The sequence below is a fragment of the Alteromonas gracilis genome, assembly GCF_036870955.2.
GTDB classification, from domain to species: Bacteria; Pseudomonadota; Gammaproteobacteria; order Enterobacterales; family Alteromonadaceae; genus Alteromonas; species Alteromonas gracilis_A.
Map to the genome: position 1 here is coordinate 2,495,513 of NZ_CP145482.2, position 21,612 is coordinate 2,517,124.

At 44.2% G+C, this 21,612-nt stretch carries 15 protein-coding genes and 3 pseudogenes; 7 read left to right on the plus strand and 11 right to left on the minus strand.

Annotated features, from left to right (window positions below):
- Positions 1-65: 65 nt before the first annotated feature.
- From V6N89_RS12080 to V6N89_RS12090, 3 genes are all read right to left on the minus strand, one after another.
- The gene (locus V6N89_RS12080) at positions 66-452 is read right to left on the minus strand and encodes a hypothetical protein (RefSeq protein ID WP_338517741.1); all 387 of its coding nucleotides are present in this window, start codon (positions 450-452) and stop codon (positions 66-68) included.
- Positions 452-2,125 carry a S41 family peptidase gene (locus tag V6N89_RS12085; protein ID WP_338517742.1) on the minus strand — a complete coding sequence of 558 codons (1,674 nt, stop codon included), beginning with the start codon at positions 2,123-2,125 and terminating at the stop codon, positions 452-454. Before V6N89_RS12085 ends, V6N89_RS12080 begins: the two co-directional genes overlap by 1 nt.
- A gap of 200 nt (positions 2,126-2,325) precedes the next feature.
- Positions 2,326-3,414 carry an SMP-30/gluconolactonase/LRE family protein gene (locus V6N89_RS12090; protein ID WP_338520265.1) on the minus strand — a complete coding sequence of 363 codons (1,089 nt, stop codon included), beginning with the start codon at positions 3,412-3,414 and terminating at the stop codon, positions 2,326-2,328.
- 257 nt (positions 3,415-3,671) lie between these two features.
- On the opposite strand from V6N89_RS12090, the pseudogene V6N89_RS12095 reads away from it, so the two are divergent.
- Positions 3,672-4,257, plus strand: a pseudogene (locus tag V6N89_RS12095) (demethoxyubiquinone hydroxylase family protein).
- A gap of 238 nt (positions 4,258-4,495) precedes the next feature.
- Here V6N89_RS12095 and V6N89_RS12100 read toward each other — a convergent pair.
- The 6 genes and pseudogenes from V6N89_RS12100 to ahpC all read right to left on the minus strand — a co-directional run bounded on the left by V6N89_RS12100 (position 4,496) and on the right by ahpC (position 11,109).
- A pseudogene (locus V6N89_RS12100) lies at positions 4,496-5,949 on the minus strand (PepSY-associated TM helix domain-containing protein).
- Positions 5,950-5,964: 15 nt separating this feature from the next.
- Positions 5,965-6,501 carry a hypothetical protein gene (locus V6N89_RS12105; protein WP_338517744.1) on the minus strand — a complete coding sequence of 179 codons (537 nt, stop codon included), beginning with the start codon at positions 6,499-6,501 and terminating at the stop codon, positions 5,965-5,967.
- An 8-nt stretch (positions 6,502-6,509) separates the two neighbouring features.
- Complete coding sequence (locus tag V6N89_RS12110) at positions 6,510-7,505, minus strand: TonB-dependent siderophore receptor (RefSeq protein ID WP_346992735.1); 996 nt, start codon at positions 7,503-7,505, stop codon at positions 6,510-6,512.
- On the minus strand, positions 7,489-8,646 hold the full coding sequence (locus V6N89_RS12115) for a TonB-dependent siderophore receptor (RefSeq protein ID WP_346992736.1): 1,158 nt from the start codon (positions 8,644-8,646) through the stop codon (positions 7,489-7,491). Before V6N89_RS12115 ends, V6N89_RS12110 begins: the two co-directional genes overlap by 17 nt.
- A gap of 147 nt (positions 8,647-8,793) precedes the next feature.
- Positions 8,794-10,383 carry an alkyl hydroperoxide reductase subunit F gene (gene ahpF / locus V6N89_RS12120; RefSeq protein WP_346992737.1) on the minus strand — a complete coding sequence of 530 codons (1,590 nt, stop codon included), beginning with the start codon at positions 10,381-10,383 and terminating at the stop codon, positions 8,794-8,796.
- Positions 10,384-10,551: 168 nt separating this feature from the next.
- Complete coding sequence (gene ahpC, locus V6N89_RS12125) at positions 10,552-11,109, minus strand: alkyl hydroperoxide reductase subunit C (protein ID WP_431189800.1); 558 nt, start codon at positions 11,107-11,109, stop codon at positions 10,552-10,554.
- Positions 11,110-11,361: 252 nt separating this feature from the next.
- On the opposite strand from ahpC, the gene V6N89_RS12130 reads away from it, so the two are divergent.
- The 3 genes from V6N89_RS12130 to V6N89_RS12140 all read left to right on the plus strand — a co-directional run bounded on the left by V6N89_RS12130 (position 11,362) and on the right by V6N89_RS12140 (position 14,845).
- Complete coding sequence (locus tag V6N89_RS12130) at positions 11,362-12,678, plus strand: DUF2252 family protein (protein ID WP_338517747.1); 1,317 nt, start codon at positions 11,362-11,364, stop codon at positions 12,676-12,678.
- A 228-nt stretch (positions 12,679-12,906) separates the two neighbouring features.
- The gene (locus V6N89_RS12135) at positions 12,907-13,770 is read left to right on the plus strand and encodes a hypothetical protein (protein WP_346992738.1); all 864 of its coding nucleotides are present in this window, start codon (positions 12,907-12,909) and stop codon (positions 13,768-13,770) included.
- Positions 13,688-14,845 (plus strand): ExeM/NucH family extracellular endonuclease, encoded by a 1,158-nt coding sequence (locus V6N89_RS12140; protein ID WP_346992739.1) that lies wholly within the window; start codon positions 13,688-13,690, stop codon positions 14,843-14,845. The genes V6N89_RS12135 and V6N89_RS12140 overlap by 83 nt, the downstream gene beginning before the upstream one ends.
- 54 nt (positions 14,846-14,899) lie before the next feature.
- On the opposite strand, the pseudogene V6N89_RS21765 reads toward V6N89_RS12140, so the two are convergent.
- Positions 14,900-16,584, minus strand: a pseudogene (locus V6N89_RS21765) (response regulator).
- A gap of 311 nt (positions 16,585-16,895) precedes the next feature.
- Complete coding sequence (locus V6N89_RS12155) at positions 16,896-17,567, minus strand: 2OG-Fe(II) oxygenase (RefSeq protein WP_338517751.1); 672 nt, start codon at positions 17,565-17,567, stop codon at positions 16,896-16,898.
- Between the two features lie 446 nt (positions 17,568-18,013).
- On the opposite strand from V6N89_RS12155, the gene V6N89_RS12160 reads away from it, so the two are divergent.
- The 3 genes from V6N89_RS12160 (at position 18,014) to rluF (ending at position 21,384) form a co-directional block, all read left to right on the plus strand.
- Entirely contained in the window at positions 18,014-19,567 is a 1,554-nt protein-coding gene (locus tag V6N89_RS12160; RefSeq protein WP_338517753.1) for a GNAT family N-acetyltransferase, read from the plus strand.
- A 159-nt stretch (positions 19,568-19,726) separates the two neighbouring features.
- The gene (locus V6N89_RS12165) at positions 19,727-20,542 is read left to right on the plus strand and encodes a hypothetical protein (protein WP_338517754.1); all 816 of its coding nucleotides are present in this window, start codon (positions 19,727-19,729) and stop codon (positions 20,540-20,542) included.
- Between the two features lie 104 nt (positions 20,543-20,646).
- Positions 20,647-21,384, plus strand: coding sequence for a 23S rRNA pseudouridine(2604) synthase RluF (gene rluF / locus V6N89_RS12170; RefSeq protein WP_338517755.1), 738 nt, complete (start codon positions 20,647-20,649; stop codon positions 21,382-21,384).
- The last annotated feature ends 228 nt before the right edge of the window (positions 21,385-21,612 follow it).

The following is a 21,612-nucleotide window of genomic DNA, read 5'->3' on the forward strand; positions in this document are numbered from 1 at the left end:
TTGAATGTTTCGCACAAAAAAAGCGCCTTTATGGCGCTTTTTTTAAGAGTATAGACAGCGAGTAGTTACTCGTAGCTTGCGGTACATGACAGCCCTGCTACTTCCTTTTCATCACCCGTTTGGTTATTGCGTAAAATACAACGCTCTCCATGTTTTAAAAGGGTAAAGGTATAAGCAGGGTTGTTGTGACGTCCCTCAACAGGTAAGCCTCTATTATCCATATGTGCTTTACGTTCAATGCTAAGTTCAGAGGAACGTGTAAAAGCATCATCTGCAAGCGTAACTTCAACGTCGCCAAACCACTGGCTAATAGTGCTAGCAATGTTTGCCTTTTGCGATGCTGATACCGACGTCAGCGTGGCAGGAACAGGTTCGTTTGCATATGTCATCATACAGCCACTTAACAACGAGGCCACAACTATTGATGCGCCGAGGTGCTTAACCAAGGTCATTAATTGCGCTCCGTAATAATGGGTTCGTTAATCTTATTGTGTAAGAACAAACTGTCTTTTGTCTCGTCCATTGTTTTTATAGACAACAATTGCTCGTTTGACTCACTTGAAACACGCTCAACAATTGGTTCAGCAGACGTTGCGACTACCGGACAACTACCTGTCTCAGCATATTGTAAAGCAGCTGCCAGCATACCCTCTTGCGGATCACCAAGGGCTTTAGTGAAATCATCGTCAACGTCACAACCTGGCAACTCAAAATCAAAATTAGGCGTGGTAGTCGGCATAAAGCCATCGGCATAATCACCAAAGCCTTTGTTATTTACACCTTGGAATTGGATTGTGAAGTATGTTTCGCCACAGTTATCTGTAGGATAGAAGCCATACGGCTTACCACAAGTTGTAGAGCCAATCTGAACCACTTCTACATCAATTCCACTTAACGCGTTCATTACAGCTTCACTCGCCGAACATGTGGCACCTGTTGTGATCACATATACACGTGTAAGCGAAAGACTAGGCAAAACATTATCCGTCAGTATGCCTGCATTGTAGTCAATTTCATTGCTATAGAATGGCGTGGGTCGAATTGTGCCACCCGTAACAGGATTTGTATTTGGGTTTTTATCATTAAACCTAAGTGTTTCAAATGTTGCATTATTAGTCTGGCTCGGGCCTGCAACCATGTAAGACATTTGCGATGCTAATGCGAGCAAACCGCCACCGTTATAACGTAAGTCAATAACAAGCTCAGTCACATTTTCATCTACAAATTGATCAAATGCGCCAATCAGGTATTCCTGCGCCGTGCGAATAAAGGTGTTGAATTGAAAATAACCTGTTTTGCCGTTAGCAGTGTCCAAAACTTTTACATTTTGTACGGGAGAAACAGCAATATCGCCAGACGTTATCTCTGTCGCTAACGTTGTACCATCTTGAAGCTCGAACTCGAAGCTTACGGTTGTGCCCGCGCTTTCGGGGAACAAACCTGCGTTAATTGAGTTAACGCCAGCTTGGGTATTGTCATTGACAAAGTCTACACCATTAACACGCGTTACTTTTGCGCCACGCGGAACGCCTGCAAGGGCAGCTGGAGAATTGTCTTCGGTATATCTTACTACCAGCTCACGAGGCGGTGTATTATTGACAAACTCCCAATCAAAACCAAACCCAGATGACACTCCAGATTGAGACAGTTGATTGTATTCGTCTGTCGCTTGTGAGAAATGGAAATTGTCCTTTGGCGTATTACTCAGCGTTAATTCTGTCGTTTTTAATTGGTCGAAGTACGCCAAAACTGAGAAGTTATCAGGATCATTGTCAGGAACTTCGTCGTACCAAAGATAGGTGTCGTTCGTCCACGAACGTAACCATAATTTTTCATCTAATTCTGTACCTTGAGTATCGGGATAAGCTTCGCCTGAAAATGGGTCGATACCCGTCCGAGGGCTGGCACATTTGGCAATAAAGTTAGACTGAGCCTCATACACTCCTGCTTCCCACTCACTGGTCACAGGCGTAGTAGGTGTAGTCGGTGTGGTAGGCGTTGTAGGTGTAGTCGGCGTAGTCGGTGTAGTTGGCGTCGATGAACTGCCACCGCCTCCTCCGCATCCTGCGAGAAGAGAAACAGTTACCGCCAGTGCGACTGAAGAAAGCTTGCACACTTTTATCATTGAAAACGTCCTTTATAATTTGTTACTAAATGATATTGAGGAAATGCCGAGCAGTGATAGTGCCATAGGGCTTATCACGTCGCCACCGCACTTTTTTCAAAAGTGTTTCTAAATGTGTATGAACGGATCGTAGGTCACACACCATCATATAGACCTTTCAAAGGATAGTTTTTATTCATTAAGTTTTATTTACACTTTGTTCAATGCTTTACAGACTTAGCTCTTGGAAAAGGTAAAAAACCAACATGTGTCGCTGTCAGGCTGCTAACATAATACCCGTCTTCGACCTCTATAGCGCCAGTGACAAATGAAAATTCGCCACTTGGGTCTTGATAATTTTCAATAACACGACCAGCAGTATCAAGCTTCATTAGGTGCCCATAATCTTTTGCAGAAGGCCGCATAAAACTAGGCAACCTTTGTATCATACCGCGCACGAAGGGGTATGGTGCCAAGACGTCGGCAGCATGTGAACGAGGAGACGCAAGACCAACAAGAAACCCGTCTTTGGTCGCCGAAACATTGTCTGGAAACCCTGGTAAATTTGCGACAAATTCCTCACAAGACCCTTTTGCCTCCCCTTGTAAATGACACCGTAGGATACGGTATTTACCTGTTTCATTAACCAAAAGAAAGCGCCCATCGTGGCTAACAGCTACGCCGTTTGCAAAGACTAAACCATCTAGCAGTAGCTCAGCGTGTTGTACGTCTGGCTGATAGGCATATACCCTACCGTGACCTTGGTGCTCGAATATTTCGAGAAAACTGGCCGCGAGCGTGCCGCCATAGGCTTGTGCGGAAAACTTTGTTGTCGCATCAGTAAAGTAAATGGTGCCATCGCGAGAAATGTCGACATCGTCAGCGTATACAATGGGACTGCCGTTAACACTATCAAGCAGCACACTGACATTTCCATCAGGAGATATGCTCAATAAGCCTCTCACCGCATCGGCTACAATTAGATTATCTTGGCTATCGAATTCAATGCCAAGAGGGCGGCCCTTAGTATTTACCCAGCGCGCAAATCCAACGTCACCTTTCCTTTGCAACAAGATATACCCAGAATGACTAGATGTAGCGATATCGCCTTGGCTATTTATGGCAAAATCTTCTGGACCGAGGTCTTTACCCATAGACAGCTTTTCAAGGTTGGCTAATCGCTGATTAACCTCAAAAGGGCCCGTGTAGCCTTTATTTGTATCGGGTTGCCACGCCACTGGCGATATCGAGGTTGGCCAAAAAATCAGATAACCCAGCATAGCTAGTCCTACTGTTAGCATAATCTTCATTACTTTCCCTTTTTCCACCATGTTGCCACCACCGCATCGTACATATTTGCCGCGTAATTCGGCCAGCGCTTGTTGAATCATTTCTGACCAGGTCATCGCTAAAATAAAACGAAGTCCAAAGCGAATGCAATGTCGCTATTACGTTAAAAATGCTTTAAGAACAATCCAAAGTGCGGCATTGCTGGGTAAATTAAGTATGAGTGCAGGCTTTTATTGAGCCCGAATATGCAACATTGTAGTTAATTAAGGCGGATACCATGCTCAGTGATGTCACGACAACGCGAATCTCGTCGTTAATGGACAAAGAACTAAGGGCTAGCCATGCAGGCGAGACCTAGCGCGGTCTGGATATACCGAGGCGCGCTTGTTGCTGACGTATTGTGTTTAGTAGTTTCCTTTGGCAATACCCGCAATACTAAGCATAGGCAAGCATTGCGCAATTTCGCACTCACTCACCTTGCAACCGAGCGCGAACATCTGCGCACGTTTGAAGAGGACATGCCACCGTTTAGGGGGAGTTTTGCCCTATTAGTTTGGATTGTGGCTGGTTTTTTAACTGGGTTTCTCCCACGATTACTAGGTTACGACTGGTTTTACTACACCATTTATCACGTTGAACAATTTGTCGACAAACATTACGCCGCCCAAATTGACGTATTAAAAGCACAAGGCAATTGTCACGACGTCGTTGTGAAAATGTGCAGCATGCAATGCGATGAACAAGAACACCGTGATGAAGCGTTTGCTAATATGCGGTGCAGTCCTTCGGCATTGATGAATGTATGGGGCAACCTTGTCGGCAAAGGTTCGCATATAGCCGTACTTATTGCCAAGCGAATATAAAAATAAAACAGCGATATCGAATAATGGGAAAGCGAACAAGACAACGACCAGCAAGAGCTTGTGATAGCTGTGGCTCACTCGCCCCAATCCAATTTAGAATTACCACGGGGCAAGAATGGAAAACGGTGTGCAAAACATGCCAAACCAGCTCCAAGCACCACCCTAACTATGCGTATGGTGGTACTTGGAAACAAGACAAACGCAACTAAACGTTCATTGTGTTGCCTTGCGCGCCCTCTTACGTTTTGTCGATAGCGGTGTGATGCACAGACGTTTGCAATTTAAACAAGTGCTTAGCACGCCAGACACTCCACATGACAAACACCGCCATTGGCACATTTAGCTGTAAAGAAGCTACGCTAAATATCGCACCTAAGCATGAACTATTGAATAGGTAGCGAGCAATAATAAAACGCTAACGCCTGATAACATCAACCACATTGCTTTTGTTAACTTTGGTACGGCAATAGTAAGCACAATGTTGAGCAACATTACCGCCCAAAAAACACCCGCTAAAGGCAGTGTTAATGATGCTGTGGCTAGCATGTCAGCGATTGCCGTAAGCGATAATGCACTTACACTGCCCCACACTGTTGCATACCACAAGCGCGTAGCCAGTGGTGGGTGTGCTTTTTTAGACAACCAAATTTCCATGCCCGAAACACAAAGCATGGTTAACATAACGCCGAGCACGAAATACAGCCATTTGCTGGTTAGCCCGGCAAAATCACCGAAATGCAGCCGATACATTGACCACACTAATTGTTTGCCCCACTCGCCGTGTTCATAGCCCGCAACGCCGATAAAATTGCCCGCGGTGTCGAAGCGATACCCTTCCGCGTATATCATACGGTTGGGCGCTTTGGCATAAATTTCTATAAACTGCTCGGGTTTTCCAACCTCGTGTACGGTAAGAAAAATAGGAGATTTTTCTGGCGCTAAAGTCTCCATCTGCCCAAATGCTTTGCCGATGGCAGGTTTGCCTTCTTGCACCTCAAGCACGGGATCTGGTGTGAATATTTGTTCGACTATTGCGTCTCGATCGCCGCCATAGTTGAGTGACGCCACTAACACTAGAATGACTCCAGCCAAGCCAAAATAAGCCCCCGTTATGCCAATAATCAAATGAAATGGCGCTGCCCATAAACCAAAACGGTTATGTAAATCGATTTGAGCCTGTTGACCGTTTCCTTTACGGCGAAGTTTAAATGCATCTTTTGTTATACGCTTGTGAGCAATAATGCCTGAAAAAACCAAAGCACAAATTACCGCGCCCAATGCACTGACTAAGATCATTCCCCAGCTATTTGGGAGATTTAAGTACAAATGCAGGTCGACTAACATTTGAGTAAAGGCAACATTTTCCTTTTCGAGTAAATTGCCATTATTGTCTGCAAAAAATGCAGCATGATCGTTTTCCACCACAAGACGAGGTATATCAGAGGTAGGAAACACCACATAGAGGTGATTGGTCTCTTGCGTGTTATCAGCCAGGAACGTGTCCATCGCTTTTTCAATGGCTTGGGGCGTCACGCTCTCCATTTCTTGAATATGAGGCTGTTCCCAACGCTCAAACTCAAGGTGAAATACCGCTATTGTGCCTGACAAACACACTAAAAATAAAAGCACACTTAAAAATACACCAGCCCAGCTATGCGCATTTAGCGCTTGTTGCTTTGTTGTTTTGTCCATTTTTAAATTCCCTGGCTATATTGGTAGTACCAAGAGTACTGGCACACTTAAGGTGGCTACTGCAGTGTAAATACCCAACGTCAAACCTTTTCTTGTGGTGGCAAGATAATGATAAATCGCGCCTCCCCACAAAATAGGAAGCAATACCGCCGCTAGCGCTAATTTACCTGGAGTAGATAACGGCATGGCAGCGCAAAATGCTAGCGTTATCAACACACTGCTCAACAATAACGCCACAAGCACCACTAGCACGTTGCCTATATTTGCCCACGTATTGCGCATAGTGAAGTTTAGCGCCCTCGGTTGTGGGGTATTTTTCGGAAGTGGCAAGACCGTCTGATTAAGATAAATAAAAGGCCATACCAATAAGCCTGGTAAACATAAGGCATAAAGCACACCAAACTCCCAACCTTGTGCATACGACCATACAATTGTTGAGATAAGCCATACCAACAGCCCAATAACAAAGAAAGCCAGCGTTTGAGAACGCCAGCTTTTATAGACCGTTGCTACAGCACCAAGTGTTAGTGCACTTGCGAATACTGTAAGCATAAAAATTCCTAGAATGAATAAGTCAAAGATGCATTAACGGTGCGTCTTACACCCGGGAAGCAATCGCCTCTGAACAAGCAAGAAGTTAAGTACTCTTTATCCGTGATATTTCGAATATTGAGCTGTAGATCTAAATCGTTTGAGACTTCATAGCCCAACATGAGATCGCCTAATGTGTAGCTTGGTGTCTCATATCGAATCAAACCATTTTCAGACACGGTTTCTCCAACATAGCGAACCCCCGCGCCCATTCTAAGACCGGACAATGCCTCAGGTGCATAATTCACCCATAGTGAAGCATTGCTATCTGGCTGTGCTGATAGAGCAAAGCCGTTTGGATCTTCTGCGTCCATGGTTGCTGCGGCAAACTGTGCTGTCACTTCACCAAAATCAAGGCGACCTTCAACCTCGAATCCTTCGATAGAGGCAACGCCCTGTTGCTGTGCGGCCTCTGCTGGCAGCGCATTTGGATTAGGTAAGTTTGATACTTCTATGTCGTAGTAGGCAAAGGTAATATAACCAGGCAGCATAGAAAGTTCATACTTTATACCCGCCTCATACTGGCGACCTTCTTCGGGTTTCAGTTGATTGCCGTTGATATCCAACCCAACAACGGTTTCAAACGACTCAGCGTAACTCACATAAGGTGATACACCATTATCGAAACGATACAAAATACCCGCAGAATAAGAGGTTTGCGTGTCGTCTTGCTTCGAAACGCCGTTATCGTTTTCAACGCGATCATGACGAAGTCCCAACGTAAAGCGCCAATTGTCGAGTGAGATTTGGTCTGATAAATACAAACCCGTATCCGATACGGTTTGTTCTGGTGCATCATTGTATATAGCGTCGAACACCGACTGGTCAGGCGCGCCTGTGTAGACTGGATTAGCCAAATCAAGGATGTAAGTAAAGTCGCCTGCAAAGGCACCACCACCAGCGTAATATGCAAAATTAGCGTCGGTATCAACATTTTGGTATTGAACACTAAGCAAGTAGATCATGCTCCAACGCACCCGTTGTAAATAATTTGCTTACCCGTACGTCAAGTGCATGTTGATTGAACGCATTATCTGCTTGATAGAAAGTCCGTGGAACAAACGTGTCTGTCGGTGCTATTTGGGCACCAGCAAAAGCATTGACATATCGTGAGCCGCCCGTAAATGTCGGCCACGCTTGATGATAATCAGCCTCTCCATCACGCCACAGCGCGGTGAAAGATACCGAAGTTGTATCATTAAAGATGTGCTCGCCTAAAAGCGTAACCTGACTTGATTTCGTATCAAACTTATTAAAGCCTGGTTCGCCTGCATACACATTTTGGTCAGGTAAGAAAGTCCCGTCGGGGAGCGGCAACAGTGTACCTTCTACTGGAATGAACTGTGCACCAGTATCGCTGTCAGTATCTTGGAATAGACCGATTAACGTTAGCGTTGTGTTGTCCGTTGGCATGTACGACACTGAGGGCATAAGCACCTGTGTGTCGTCAGTGACATAGTCTACCTGAGAATCGGAATCACGGTACAGACCAACAAAGCGCCCTACCCACTTATCGTCGTCTGTAAGACTACTGTTAATATCTACGCCGATTTCGGCGCGAGAAAACGTACCGTACGAAACGACAATTTCACTGCCTTTACCAAGCGTTGGTGTTTTAGAGACGTAGTTAATTATACCGCCTGGTGAACCTTGACCATAAAGCACTGACGCAGGGCCTTTTAACAGCTCTACTTGCTCCATGGTATAGACCTCGGCGCGCGTAGAGTTGTAGCTGCCAAATAACTCCTGAATAGAGTCACGATAACGAGGGATACTAAGTCCGCGGGAAGAAACAGAGTCGACACGCGTAGCATACCCGTAAGACTCTCCTGTCACACCAGCCATGTACGTTGCTGTTTGAGAAAGATTCAACGCACCTTTTTGTTTGATATCAAGCGCGCTTTCTATCGATATCGTGCGTGCAAGCTCCACAATGGGTGTATTGGTTTTCGTTGCACCAAAAGGAGAACGCTTTTCAACAATTTCAACTTTTTCAATAGAAGCTTCATCAGCTTCCTTGGCTTTATCTTGCGCATTTACTTGTAAAGAATAACTAATAGCGATAGCTATCGTTAGCGCACTCAACGTCAATGTTTGTGTGTTCATAGGTATTTTTTAGTTTGTTGTGTGTTTGGAAGTGCGCATCCTAACAAATACATATGAAAATGATAACCCTTATCATTTAGATTTAAAAAAATATTTTCCACAAAAAAGGCCTCATGATGAGGCCTTTGAAAAAGTGATTGTTAATCGTTACGCTGCGGCAGATTCACTCTCAACGTCTACCACTTCGTGACTGAGCAAATATTCGAATGCTGCAAGAGATGCCTTAGCGCCCTCTCCCATCGATATAACAATTTGCTTGTACGGCACAGTGGTTACGTCACCTGCTGCAAAGATACCAGGTTCTGATGTGTGACATTTACTGTCGATAACTATCTCACCGTAAGGTGTCATTTCGACGGTATCTTTCATAAATTGGCTATTGGGTACTAAACCAATTTGTACAAACACCCCTGCCAATTCTCGCGTGTGAATGTCGTTAGTGGCGCGGTCTTGATATTCAATCGCGTTCACTTTGCCATTCTCAGCAGTTATCTGACGCGTTGCGGCGTTCTTGATAATAGTGATGTTGTCGCGTTTTTCCGCTTGATCAATCAACACTTGGTCGGCTTTTAGTTCTGGCATGAATTCGAACACAGTGACCGATTTAACGATACCAGCCAAATCTAGCGCAGCCTCTATACCAGAGTTACCCCCACCGATAACCGCAACGTCTTTTCCTTTAAAGAATGGGCCATCACAGTGTGGGCAATACGCCACGCCATTACCGATATTCTCACGTTCACCGGGAACGCCAAGTTCTCTCCATCGTGCACCAGTGGCAACAATGATAGAACGCGTCTTGATTTGTTCACCCGATGATAGCGTAATGGTTTTTACGTTACCTTTTTCGATACTATCGACACGAACATGCTCTTTTAGCGTGATATCGTAGTCTCGAACGTGTTCCATTAAGTTACCAACAAGCTCAGGACCCGTCGTTTTTGGCACTGAAATAAGGTTTTCGATGCCCATGGTATCTTTAACCTGCCCACCGAACGTCTCTGCTACGACAGCAACTTTTAAGCCTTTTCTCGCGCTGTAAATAGCCGAGGCAACGCCTGCAGGGCCTCCACCGATAACCGTAACGTCCTGCAGGGGTAAAGCATCACTTTTATTCGCAGACTTTAATGTTGGATCACGCTCTAGTAGTTTGTTGATTAGCACCGAAGCATCAACTTTACCGTTAGCGAACAGTTCGCCGTTAAGGTATACACTTGGCACACCTTGAATATCGCGTTCTTTGATCAAGCTCTGATACAGGCCGCCATCAATCATCTCTGTCTTGATATTCGGATTGAGCAGTGCAAACTGATTCAGTGCTTGCACAACTTCAGGACAATTATGGCAGCTCAAGCTAATGAACACTTCGAAATTAAGCGGCTCATTAACGGCTTTGACCATGGCTTTTACACTGTCATCAAGTTTAAGTTCAGTGCCAGCGCTGTGCAGCATTGCTAAAATAAGTGAGTTGAATTCGTGACCGCCAGGAATACCCGAAAAGCGGATTCCTGTATCTTCGCCGTCAGCTTCAATTAAAAAGCTAATTGCACTGCGAAGTTCGCCGTTTGTTTCACGCTCTTCAACGTTGAGTTTGTCGCTTACACCTGCGATGTCGGACAGAAACTTCACAAGCTCTTCGCGCTTGCTATGTTCACCGGTCTGTACGACAAAGGTCACGTTTTTTTGCATTGTTTCGGTATAACCCTTCAATGCTTGTAAAATTTCTTTAGTTAACACGGTTGTTCTGCCTTATTTTCGACACGCCGATCCCCGCCAACCTATTGAAGGTCAACAACAAAGCGGAAATTGGAATTGTTTAATGAAGGAGCGGATACCCGCTCCTAGTATGGAATATGCCTCACGCCCAATTGATAAAACATGCGTAAGGCATGCTAAGCCTATCGCTTAGATTTTACCTACAAGGTCTAGAGAAGGAGCAAGTGTTGCTTCGCCTTCTTTCCACTTAGCTGGGCAAACTTCGCCTGGGTTGTTCGCTACGTATTGTGCAGCTTTTACTTTACGAACTAGGTCGTCTGCGTCACGACCAATACCTTCAGACGTAATTTCCATTGCTTGGATAATGCCTTCAGGGTCAACAACAAATGTTGCACGGTCAGCAAGGCCCATGTTTTCGCGCATACAATCAAAGTTGCGTGTAATTTCACCTGTTGGGTCGCCGATCATTGCAAACTTAATCTTGTTGATTGTGTCTGAAGAATCGTGCCATGCTTTGTGAGTAAAGTGCGTGTCTGTAGATACTGAAAATACCTCTACGCCGCGAGATTGAAGTTCTTCGTACTTATCAGCAATATCGCCAAGCTCAGTTGGGCAAACAAATGTGAAGTCTGCTGGATAAAATACGAAAACTGCCCATTTACCTTTGATGTCTTCGCTGCTTACATCTACGAATTCGCCGTCTTTAAACGCAGTTGCTTTAAAAGGTTTGATAGCAGTGTTGATCAATGCCATGTTTAATTCTCCATTTATGGTTTTAAATTAAATTCGCAAGCGGCTTGCATACGAATATAAACTGTACGGTTATTATCGAGACTTGGTTTTACAATAAAGTGAAAGCACATCACTTCAGATAAAACGGTTGTCTCGTCAATGTGGGATAAAGAATAGCGTGGACGGTTTTAAAAAACTAATTGGTAAATATGAATCGCTTAATCAGGTTATTGAATTGAACGATTAATTTTTGTGTAAGAGGGTCTTATGCGCAAGCAGGAAGTAGCAAAAGAAATTGCTAGAGTTGATGGAATGCCTCCTTCAGCCACATTAGGAAAACACATCAAAATGGCAAGCAGCCCCTTCGTATTTTATCGCGGAAGTGCCTCGCTGTTTTACAAAGACATCAAGGATGGCATCATCTGCTTACCAAAGAGTTTAGACCGCATCCCGCTTACTAGCATTGTCGGCGACTGTCACGCTTCAAACTTTGGGTTTCTTACGGAAGAAGGCTCACACGGCGATACGGTAATTTTTGCTCCCAACGATTTTGATGATGCATGCGTTGGACGTGCATACTGGGATATCTTTCGCTTTATGACCTCGCTACGCTTAGTATTCGAGCATTGCAAAGGCATTTTGGACGGCCGTTTTTTTGTAGACGAAAAGTTATTATCAAAACCTATGATCAATGACGAAGACGTCAATTTTGCTCATTCCGCCTTTCTTACTAGTTATATTGATACCTGCAGACGCGTCGTAGACGCCCCTTCTGTGATCAATGAGGCACAAGATACTCGTCCCGATAAGGTACCAAGCAAGCTAGCAAAATTATATGACAAAGCCGCCGCCCGCAGTGCAAACGGAGGATCATTTACGACCAAAAGCGCATTGGCAAAAGCGGTTTCGTTAGAACCCGAAGGTCTAGCGTTTAGGTCAAATCGCAGTAAGTTTATTCCCTTACCAGAAGACAGGTATGACGAACTTTTACAGGCGTTTTCTCCGTATATGGACGACAATGTCGTCGATATTGTTCAGCGAATAAATGCAGGAACGGGCTCGGTGAACTTAGCCCGCTACTACTTTCTTGTAGGGCCTAGTAAACCGCATTGCGAAGAACATTTTTCGTTTTGCCACATCGTAGAAGTTAAACAACAGCGCACGGCCGCGCCACTTTTCTACTTTCCCTCACTAAACCCGGTAAATCGACTCAATGCGGCTCACCTAACGGCTCGAAGCCAGAGACGAATGCAGCGCAGTCCCGACCTTCTTTTGGATGAAGTTCATTTCGAAGATGAACACTATCTCGTTCGCTCGAGACACCACGCAAAGGTTGGCATTGACCCTCACGATATTGCCATGGGCGCTAAAGCCGCAACTGGTGGCTTTGTCTATTTTGCACAACTATGCGGCTACACGCTTGCACTTGCTCATTGCCGTGGCGACCGCAGAAGTACCCGATTTGCGAGAGCCTCAGTGACGCAGATAAGCGCGTGTAGCGATGCACTAATCAATAGTGCTAACCAGTACGCAATGCGCGTTTGTGAAGACCACCGATGGTTTACCCAGGCTATACGGCAATAACGCAGCGTGTTATAGCCTTTTTTATTTATAGCGCTATCCATTGGTTTAAATAACATTACCTATAAAACACAAACCATTGAATTATATAGACTTATAAAAAATCAGCCTGAATCAAATTAAGTCATTTCTACCCGTGTAAAAAGCATCTACTCTGCGTTCATAATTCAACAATATCACTGTCATAACATACCCATAGAGAGTGACAATAATTTTTTAAGGGACGATAAATTGAAAGCTTCGTCAACAGTTTTAACGGCGGGAATACTATCTGCGCTTATCACTAGCAACTGTTTTGCTTCTGATACTGCAAAGCTACAAACCCAAGCACAGGCTTCATTGCACAAGGCGTGCAGCAAAGTTGAACAAGAATCTCTAACGCTAATTAGCACAATTCAGGGCGACAACGGCACATCGCAAGCGCAAGCAAAGCGCCATACGGTAAGGGCGATTATCACTGGCAAGCGCAACTCGGGCTTTTTTATACAAGAGGAGTTTAGTGATAGTGATAACAACCCAGCGACCTCTGAAGGAATTTTGGTCATTGGGCAAACTGATATGCCAATTGGTCATAAAGTTGTCGTCTCTGGCACCGTTAACGAAATCGAAGATATGACGGTTTTCATGCCCGATTCAGATGTAATTAGTTGCGGCAAAAGCGAAGCCATTTCTCCTGCGTTGATTACCATTCCTTTTGAAGTCGACTTAGAATCTCTAGAAGGTATGCTAGTGAGCATAGAGCATGCTACGGTAACAAGCACCGCGAATTTGTGGCGAGAAGGTGAGATTGTTGTCAGTGACGCAATAAAGCGTCAGCCTTCTGATATAGCGGCTCCGTTTACGTCACCCTATTTGCAGGCGATAGAGCGTGCAAAAGAAAACCTGTTGATTGTTGAAGACAACAGTGACGAACAAAATCCCGCATTGCTTAGCTTTTACCCCGAATATGGTTACAACCAATCAATCCGCATTGGAGATACCTTGTCAGCGTCAGGACCTCTTTTGCACAAAAATGGTACCTACTCTACTCAACCCTGTTACACCAGTATCTATCGTTTCCACCCGCAGTGGTGCACCCAGTGTAACCGAAGGTAATTTATCAATTGCGACTTTCAACGTGCTCAACTATTTCAATGGCATGACGACACGTGATGGTAGCACCACGTTTGATTATAAAGCGAATCGGGGTGCAAAAGATAAACGAGCATTCTTATTACAACAGGAGCGCATCGTTAGCGCCATATTGGCCATGGACGCTGACGTAGTAGGTCTAATGGAGATTGAAAATGATGGTTTTTCTCAAGATAGTGCCATTGCCGCACTTTCTAGCGCAATAAATGCCTCACTTTCAACAGATAGACAGTACCAGTTTATTGAAACTACCAATGGTAAAGGCATTGGAACTGACGCGATAACGGTTGGCTTACTTTATCGAAGTAATGTGGTTGAACCTGTTAGTCAGCCTCTTATAATCCCGATGCCAGAACAGAAAATGCATAACGGTAAATTGGCACGCATGCGCCCATCACTGGTTCAGGTATTTAATCACAAGGTGTCAAACAAAGACTTTGCGGTTGCAGTTAACCACTTTAAGTCCAAGGGGTCTAAATGTGCAGAGGACATTGCAGAACAAGTGTCCAAACAGGATGCTGTTCAAGGCAGTTGTAATGCACTTCGTGTGTCTGCGGCTGTCACTTTGGGCAATGCATTAAATGACCCCGCGCTTCCCGCACGAAAAGTTATTTTAGGAGATTTAAATGCTTACAGCGCTGAGGACCCTATCGCCGTGCTAACCCATTTCGACGATGTAAAACGCGGTTATACCATTATGACAGCGAAAAATACCGAACATGACAAAGGACAACCTGTGCCTGTAAAAGCAGGATTCGGTTATCACAATCTTGCCAAGGCTTTTGACCAAAACGGGTTTTCGTACTGGTATTACGGCTCTCAAATGGTAGGAAGTTTAGACCATGTTCTAACGAGCACGGTTATGCTTCAAGAAGCTGTAGATGGCACACACTGGAACATTAATTCTGTCGAAGCCTATCAACTGCAATACAACCAAGCATTACGCTACTTTAATGACGAGAAAGGATATGAATTTACCGGTGTAGGCCCATACCGAAGTTCTGACCACGACCCGTTTATTGCAACATTCAATTTATAAATTGTCCAATAACAAAAAAGCGTTTATCTCACAGAGTAAACGCTTTTTTTGATGTTATGCTTTGGCAGCCACAACGCCAACTAATTCAGATGCGTCGGACAAGTCGATTTCAATACCAATTCGCTTTATGTATTGATCTCTTTTGCTCGTTTGCGTGGGTGAAAGCGTATTTTGCATCAGTACTTTTGCAGCTTTTTGGGACGTCTCTAACTGTTCAGATGTTAAATCGTCGGCAAGACAAATTTGTGCTGACACCTTCAGTAAACTGAGCGCAATCTGTTTATCACTAGGTGCCAACGTAAGCGCTTGGCGCAAGTTATTATAAGCAGGCAACAGTCGGTTCTCTTTATAGTTTACCGTTGCCATATGCTTCAGTTCTTTTGTCGTGAACTGGATTTCATTGCGCTCTATCGACTCTTGATTTAGATATTCATTGACCACTTGAGAAGTAAAGGTATCCCCTTCTATCTTCATTCTTAACTTATCTAAAATGCTTATACAGTGCTCACGCATACCTAGTTCGTGAAAGGCCTTCATCTTATCTAGGCTGTCTTCTAACGACAGTCCGTCTGTAGTTAGGTTTTGGCACTTCATTAACGATTCAGCATTACGTTTATCATCTTTAAGACACAATACTCTTGCCTTAATTACATCTAGCTGGTTATCGAGTTGCCCTTGAATACCTTTCTGTGCACGCAGCTCTTCAAGCTCAGATTCTGCGCGTTTGATGTACCTTTCACCATCGGTCCCCCTAAACTTGTAGCCAAGTCTATGGTTGCACGAATGACGTTAAGGGTAAGCTGTGGCGAGTCATGAATAGAGTTTTTGGCATACTTCGCCATATTCTGAACAGCCGTCAACTGCCCTACTTTGTCATGGTTAAGGCGCGCTAAATCCCATAGACGCTTATTGCGCTCTATATTTCGCGGCGCTAAACGACTCGCTTCTTTCATTTGCTCGTAGGCAACATCAAATTGTTCTTTTTCAATAAAGTACTGTGCAAGCAGGTCGTAAGTTAAAAAGCGCGTATCTTTGCGCTTTAACAAATCATCAACCAATAGCTGAGCTTCTTCCAGCTCATCTTGGCGCAGAAGAGCTCGCGTTAGCCCAATATGAACCCATGCGTGATCCATACACTGTAGTAACTCACGAAAATAGTTTTCTGCGGTTTCGTAATCACGAAGCAACAACAGACAATCGCCTATAAGGCGTTTAATGCGTGGGTGGTATTCACATAGACTTGGGTCTTTTAATTGGCGCTCTGCATAATACATAGCCGTCGAATAGTCTGCTATTTGCATGCAATACAACATTTTATGCAGCTTGTAACGCGTCTGAAGCAAATGCTCGAAACGCGACTCTATTTTGTTGCGCTGAAGGGGTTTCACCCAAAAATCGTCGGGCTGCAGTTCAACAATGCAGTTCACAAGTTCAGGTGACGTCTCTGCGCTAAGAAAGATAACAGTTGTTGTATCGCTGATATAGCCCAAATGTTTAAGCTCTTCAAACAAATGGAAACCATCTTTATCGTGACTTACGTTAAATGACAACAATACAAAATCAAACTGGCGCTCTTCGCAGAGTCGCTTCGCATGATAGGCATTAAACGCACTTTGAACGTACTTTATACCTATTTGATGTAATGCTGATGTTATGACCTCATGCACTAATCCCTGGTTATCAATAACCAATACATGCATGTCTTCCCTTGGGGTAGGAGTAGGTATTTTCTGAGACATTTACCAATCACTGTTTGCGTCTTCCTGAAGTGAACAACGCGTTCCTGGCAGTAATCCAAGAAACGCTGCACGACTTTACTGCACGTTAAAGGAAGGCCCACACATCATTTTTTCGATGGTGTAGAGAGAAACTAACGTGCATACAGGCGACTTTTCTTATTACTATAAATCCTGTTGAATTAATAGTAGCACTTAGTCGCCTTTAAACGCTAGAGTAACTTAACAATAGCGTTGCTTCACTTTTGGCTTAGAAACACAATTGTACCTAAACAGGAACGTCCACTCAGTATCAAGGTTACAAATTGATAGGCTTATTTAGGTGGGTCAATGTTGTCGTTAACACTGCCGTTAACTCTAAACCAGCCAGCAACTGAGTGCCTTGGACGCACCGCGGGCAATACTTCATGCGGAAATTGCTCGCTTAAGAAAACCACAAATGTGCCCAGTTGCGGTGTTACTGATATACCGCGTATATCCTCTTCATCACGATACAATATTAGTTCACCTCCATCGTCAGGCTGCCAATCTTCATTTAAGTATGCCACTAAAGAAAGCACTCGATTACTTTGCCCACGAAACGCATCTACATGGCGTTTGTAAAATTTACCGGGTTCATAACAAGCAAAGTGGCTTTCAAAAGAGAACAAGCCCATAAAAAGTGTACGATTAATATAGAGTTTTAATGCGTCACACCATGCCAGCCAGAGCGCCCCTTCTTGGGATGACCCGGTTATCCAGCAAATCGTATCACCTCTCACTTCACTGACATGCTGAAAATCATCAGCACGACCAATCCCTGCCGTTTTATATTCTTTGTGATGTAGTGTTTCTTGGCATGTAGCAAGCGCATTTAAAATAAAATCAGGTAGACCGTTTTTCTGAATGGAAAACCCTTTATTGACGAGGTCTTCTACGATGTTTTCAAACAGCGATTCTTCAAAAACATGCAGTGGCTGATGTAATGCTAATAGGTCTCGATTCATTGTGTATTAAGCCAACCTTAACGTATTTGTGGCGATGGGAATAGAAAGGCACCATTGAACAGAAGTGCTCACGAGTTTGTAGAAGCGCGTTATACCGACCTTTAACCAACGGGGCAATAATTTGCTAAAGCATTACTCTCGCTATTTTTTTGTCGCGACGAACAAAATTCTTCATGTTTAAAAAAGTCGCATGTATTTTGCTTATATTTTGTCGAGTTAAGGGAGTGTAATCAGCTAATTAATTAAACTGTCGAAGAGTATTAGCAGTACGAAGTATCATCATCGAATGACCTTAAAAAGTACTAAAAGTTTTATCACGCTCTACACTTAGTTTATCGGCTTTATCGTGTGCGATAAGCCAATGTGACATGAAATGCGATGTAAAGCGCAAACACTTCCCAGTGACAAAAGTGTTGGGAATAACGAATAGAGGTAGTGAGTAATTCATGAGTCAAGATCAAACACAAATAGAAGAAACAGAGCATCATTTAGATCTACGGAATCTTCGCCTAGACGACTACAACGACGTTAAAGCGTTGATGGACGAAGTCTATGTAAATGTGGGAGGAGCATGGCCCTACAGCAACTACAAAGCGCAGGTGACTACCTTTCCCGACGGCCAAATATGTATCGAAGATAAGGGAAAAGTGGTTGCCTTTGCCATTTCAGTAATTGTCGATTATGACCAATTTGGAGACAAACATTCTTATGATGAAATAACTGGCGATGCGTACCTGACCACTCACGATCCTAACGGTGACGTGCTCTACGGCGTTGAAGTTATTGTATCACCGGAATACCGTGGCCTCCGTTTAGGACGGCGCCTATACGAAGCGCGTAAAGAACTGTGTCGTAATTTGAATTTAAAATCAATTATGGCAGGCGGTCGAATTCCAAATTATAAAAATTATGCCGAAGACATTTCACCCTATGAATACATTGAGCAAGTAAAATCAAAAGACATCTACGATCCCATACTCACATTTCAGCTATCCAACGGTTTTGAAGTAAAGCAAGTAATGTCTGCTTATCTGCCAGAAGACGAAGCATCGAAGGGTTATGCCACGCTACTTCAATGGCACAATATTTATTACGAACCGGGCACCCCATCACTGATTGCAAGTAGAAAGTCCAACGCTCGTATCGGCTGTATACAGTGGCAAATGCGCTATTTTAACAACGTGGATGAACTGCTTCAGCAGGTCGAGTATTTTGTTGACGCCCTGTCCGATTATTCTTGCGATGTTGCGCTGTTCCCAGAGTTTTTCAACGCCCCTCTCATGGGATTGAGTCCATCCGATTCTTCTATTGACGCAATTTGGCATCTAGCGACTTACACTGATGAGATTCTTACCTCTATTTCGCATCTCGCTGTGTCATACAATATAACCATTATTGCTGGCTCTATGCCTGTGGTTGAAGAAGAGGAACTGTTTAATGTCTGCTACATTTGCAACCGCGATGGCACCATAGAAAGCCAATACAAACTTCACCCGACGCCACATGAAAAAGAAGACTGGATCATGAAAGGCGGCAACCGTCTAAAAGTTTTCGATACTGATTTTGGTAAAATTGGCGTGCTGATTTGTTACGACGTGGAATTCCCTGAACTTGCTAGAGTGCTTTCTGACCAAGAAATGCAAATATTGTTCGTCCCCTTTTGGACTGACACAAAGAATGGTTATTTACGCGTGCGCCGATGCGCACAGGCACGCGCTATTGAAAACGAATGCTATGTCGCTATAGCGGGCAGCGTGGGCAATTTACCCAAAGTTGATAATGTGGATATTCAGTACGGACAAACCGCGGTATTTTCACCAAGCGACTTTGCATTTCCTCATGATGCCATTGTGTCAGAAACAACGCCAAATACCGAAATGACCCTCATTGTAGATTTAGATTTAGACAAACTTACTAAACTTCAAAACGAAGGTTCAGTTAGGAATTACCTTGACCGCAGACGAGACTTGTATCGCGTTGAGTGGCTGGGAGAAAAGTAGCTTATTTGGAGCAAAATTGTGGTTGCGGCTCACCATAGCCGCATGCACCTTTCGATTACCCTTGGCAATTAACGCGAATTAGCGATAACATGAGATTTGCGCGAAAATAAAAAAGGTTTTTGAGTAAAAGAAACCACCAAACGAGATCATCGAATAGCTATGGCAAACAATTCAAAAAACGACGAATTTCCGACTATCAGACTGGATGAAGAGGATCGTCGCGATTATCAAACCAAACGACAGGCCACGCCTGGAAAAGCGTCGTCTACACCATCTTCTTCTCTTTCACTCAATAGTTCCTCACCCAACAATTCAGGTGGTGGCAATGGCGTGTGGTTAACCTTAATTGCGTTAATTGCACTAGCAGCGTGCGGCGGCTGTTATTACCTATACACCTTGTTAGAACAGCAAAAGGTTATTGCCCAAGAAGCGGACAAGCGCATCGTCCAACTGGAGAATAAACTATCAGCCACTGGCGAAGAGATTGGAGAGTCTACGGTTGCACTTCAGGTCAAAGTAACTGAGCTTAGCAATAAAACTAACGAGTTGTGGGAGCAAATGGATAAGCTTTGGGCTTCTGCGTGGCGCAGAAACCAAAAAGAAATTGCCGACCTAGGCGACCGTGTTAGCAATGTGCAAACTTCTCTTGATAAAAGCATTGTTGGCGTGGCAGACGATGTTAAAGCGCAAACTGCAATCATTGGTTCATTGAAAAATCAGTTGGCCTCACTGGCAGATGAGCTTTTGGCAGTTAATGTACAACTTGAACAAGCGCTTGGCGATAAGCAAAGTGCTCAGCAAGATGTTCGCACGCTAACAGACAAACTATCGGTCTTAGAGCAACGTAACGCCACGCTGTCGGGCCGAATTGCGAGCTTAGAAAATGAGATCCGCGATATCGCCACTAAAGTGGTTACTCGGGGCTCAAGCAACTCTACTCCTCCTCCTTCGCCTTCTTCGGCAGGTACGTCGTAGCGAAAACCCCAATAGTCAAAAAAAGAAGGGGCTTATCGCCCCTTTCTTTTTGTCGTGATACCATTACAAACAAGCTCAACTAATTTCCAAGGACATCTCTCTCGATGAGTGACAATACGCTCAAGCGTTTAAATAAATACATCAGTGACACTGGCCTGTGTTCTCGCCGCGAAGCTGACAAACTTATTGAGCAAAACCGCGTTACTATTAACGACAAACAACCAGAACTTGGCACTAAAGTAGGCCCGTCGGACAAAGTAAAAGTAGACGGTAAAGTGATTGGTGCGGTAGCCGCAGACAAGTCGGACCGTGTATATATCGTTTATAACAAACCTATTGGTATAACGTGCACAACAGAGAGACACGTAAAAGGCAATATCATTGACGCCGTTGGGCACAAAGCCAGAATATTCCCCGTAGGTCGATTAGACAAGCCCTCTGAAGGGCTCATTATTTTGACGAGTGACGGCGATATTGTTAATAAAGTCCTCCGTGCTGAAAATGCTCACGACAAGGAATACCAAGTCACTGTCGATCAGCCCATTAGTGATAGGTTTGTCAAACGTATGTCTAGAGGGGTTCCCATTCTCGGTACTGTAACCAAGCCGTGCGTGGTAAAGCCAACGGGAAAGAACACTTTTACGATAATATTGACTCAAGGCCTCAATAGGCAGATCCGTAGGATGTGCGAATTTTTGGGGTATGAAGTTACAAAGTTAAAGCGCACCCGCATTATGCATCTAGAGTTGAAACACTTGAAGCCGGGGCAATGGCGAAATTTGACCGAAAAAGAGCTCACCACGTTACAAAATGCAGTGCGTCATTCAAGCAAGACAGCTTAATTCGTCATACATCTAAAGCTGTAAGCCGTAAACGTGTAACTATCAGCGAGCGCTAACACCGATAAGTTAGCCCCCTTTATTCTGGTAAATGGCTGGTACAAATTTGCGAATAGACTACATTTATAGTATGTCGTCTTATTCATAACCCAAGTCGTGGAACACAGCCATTACTCATTTCCTCTAGCGAATTTCGATACCAACACGCAGATAATGGCCACCTACGATATG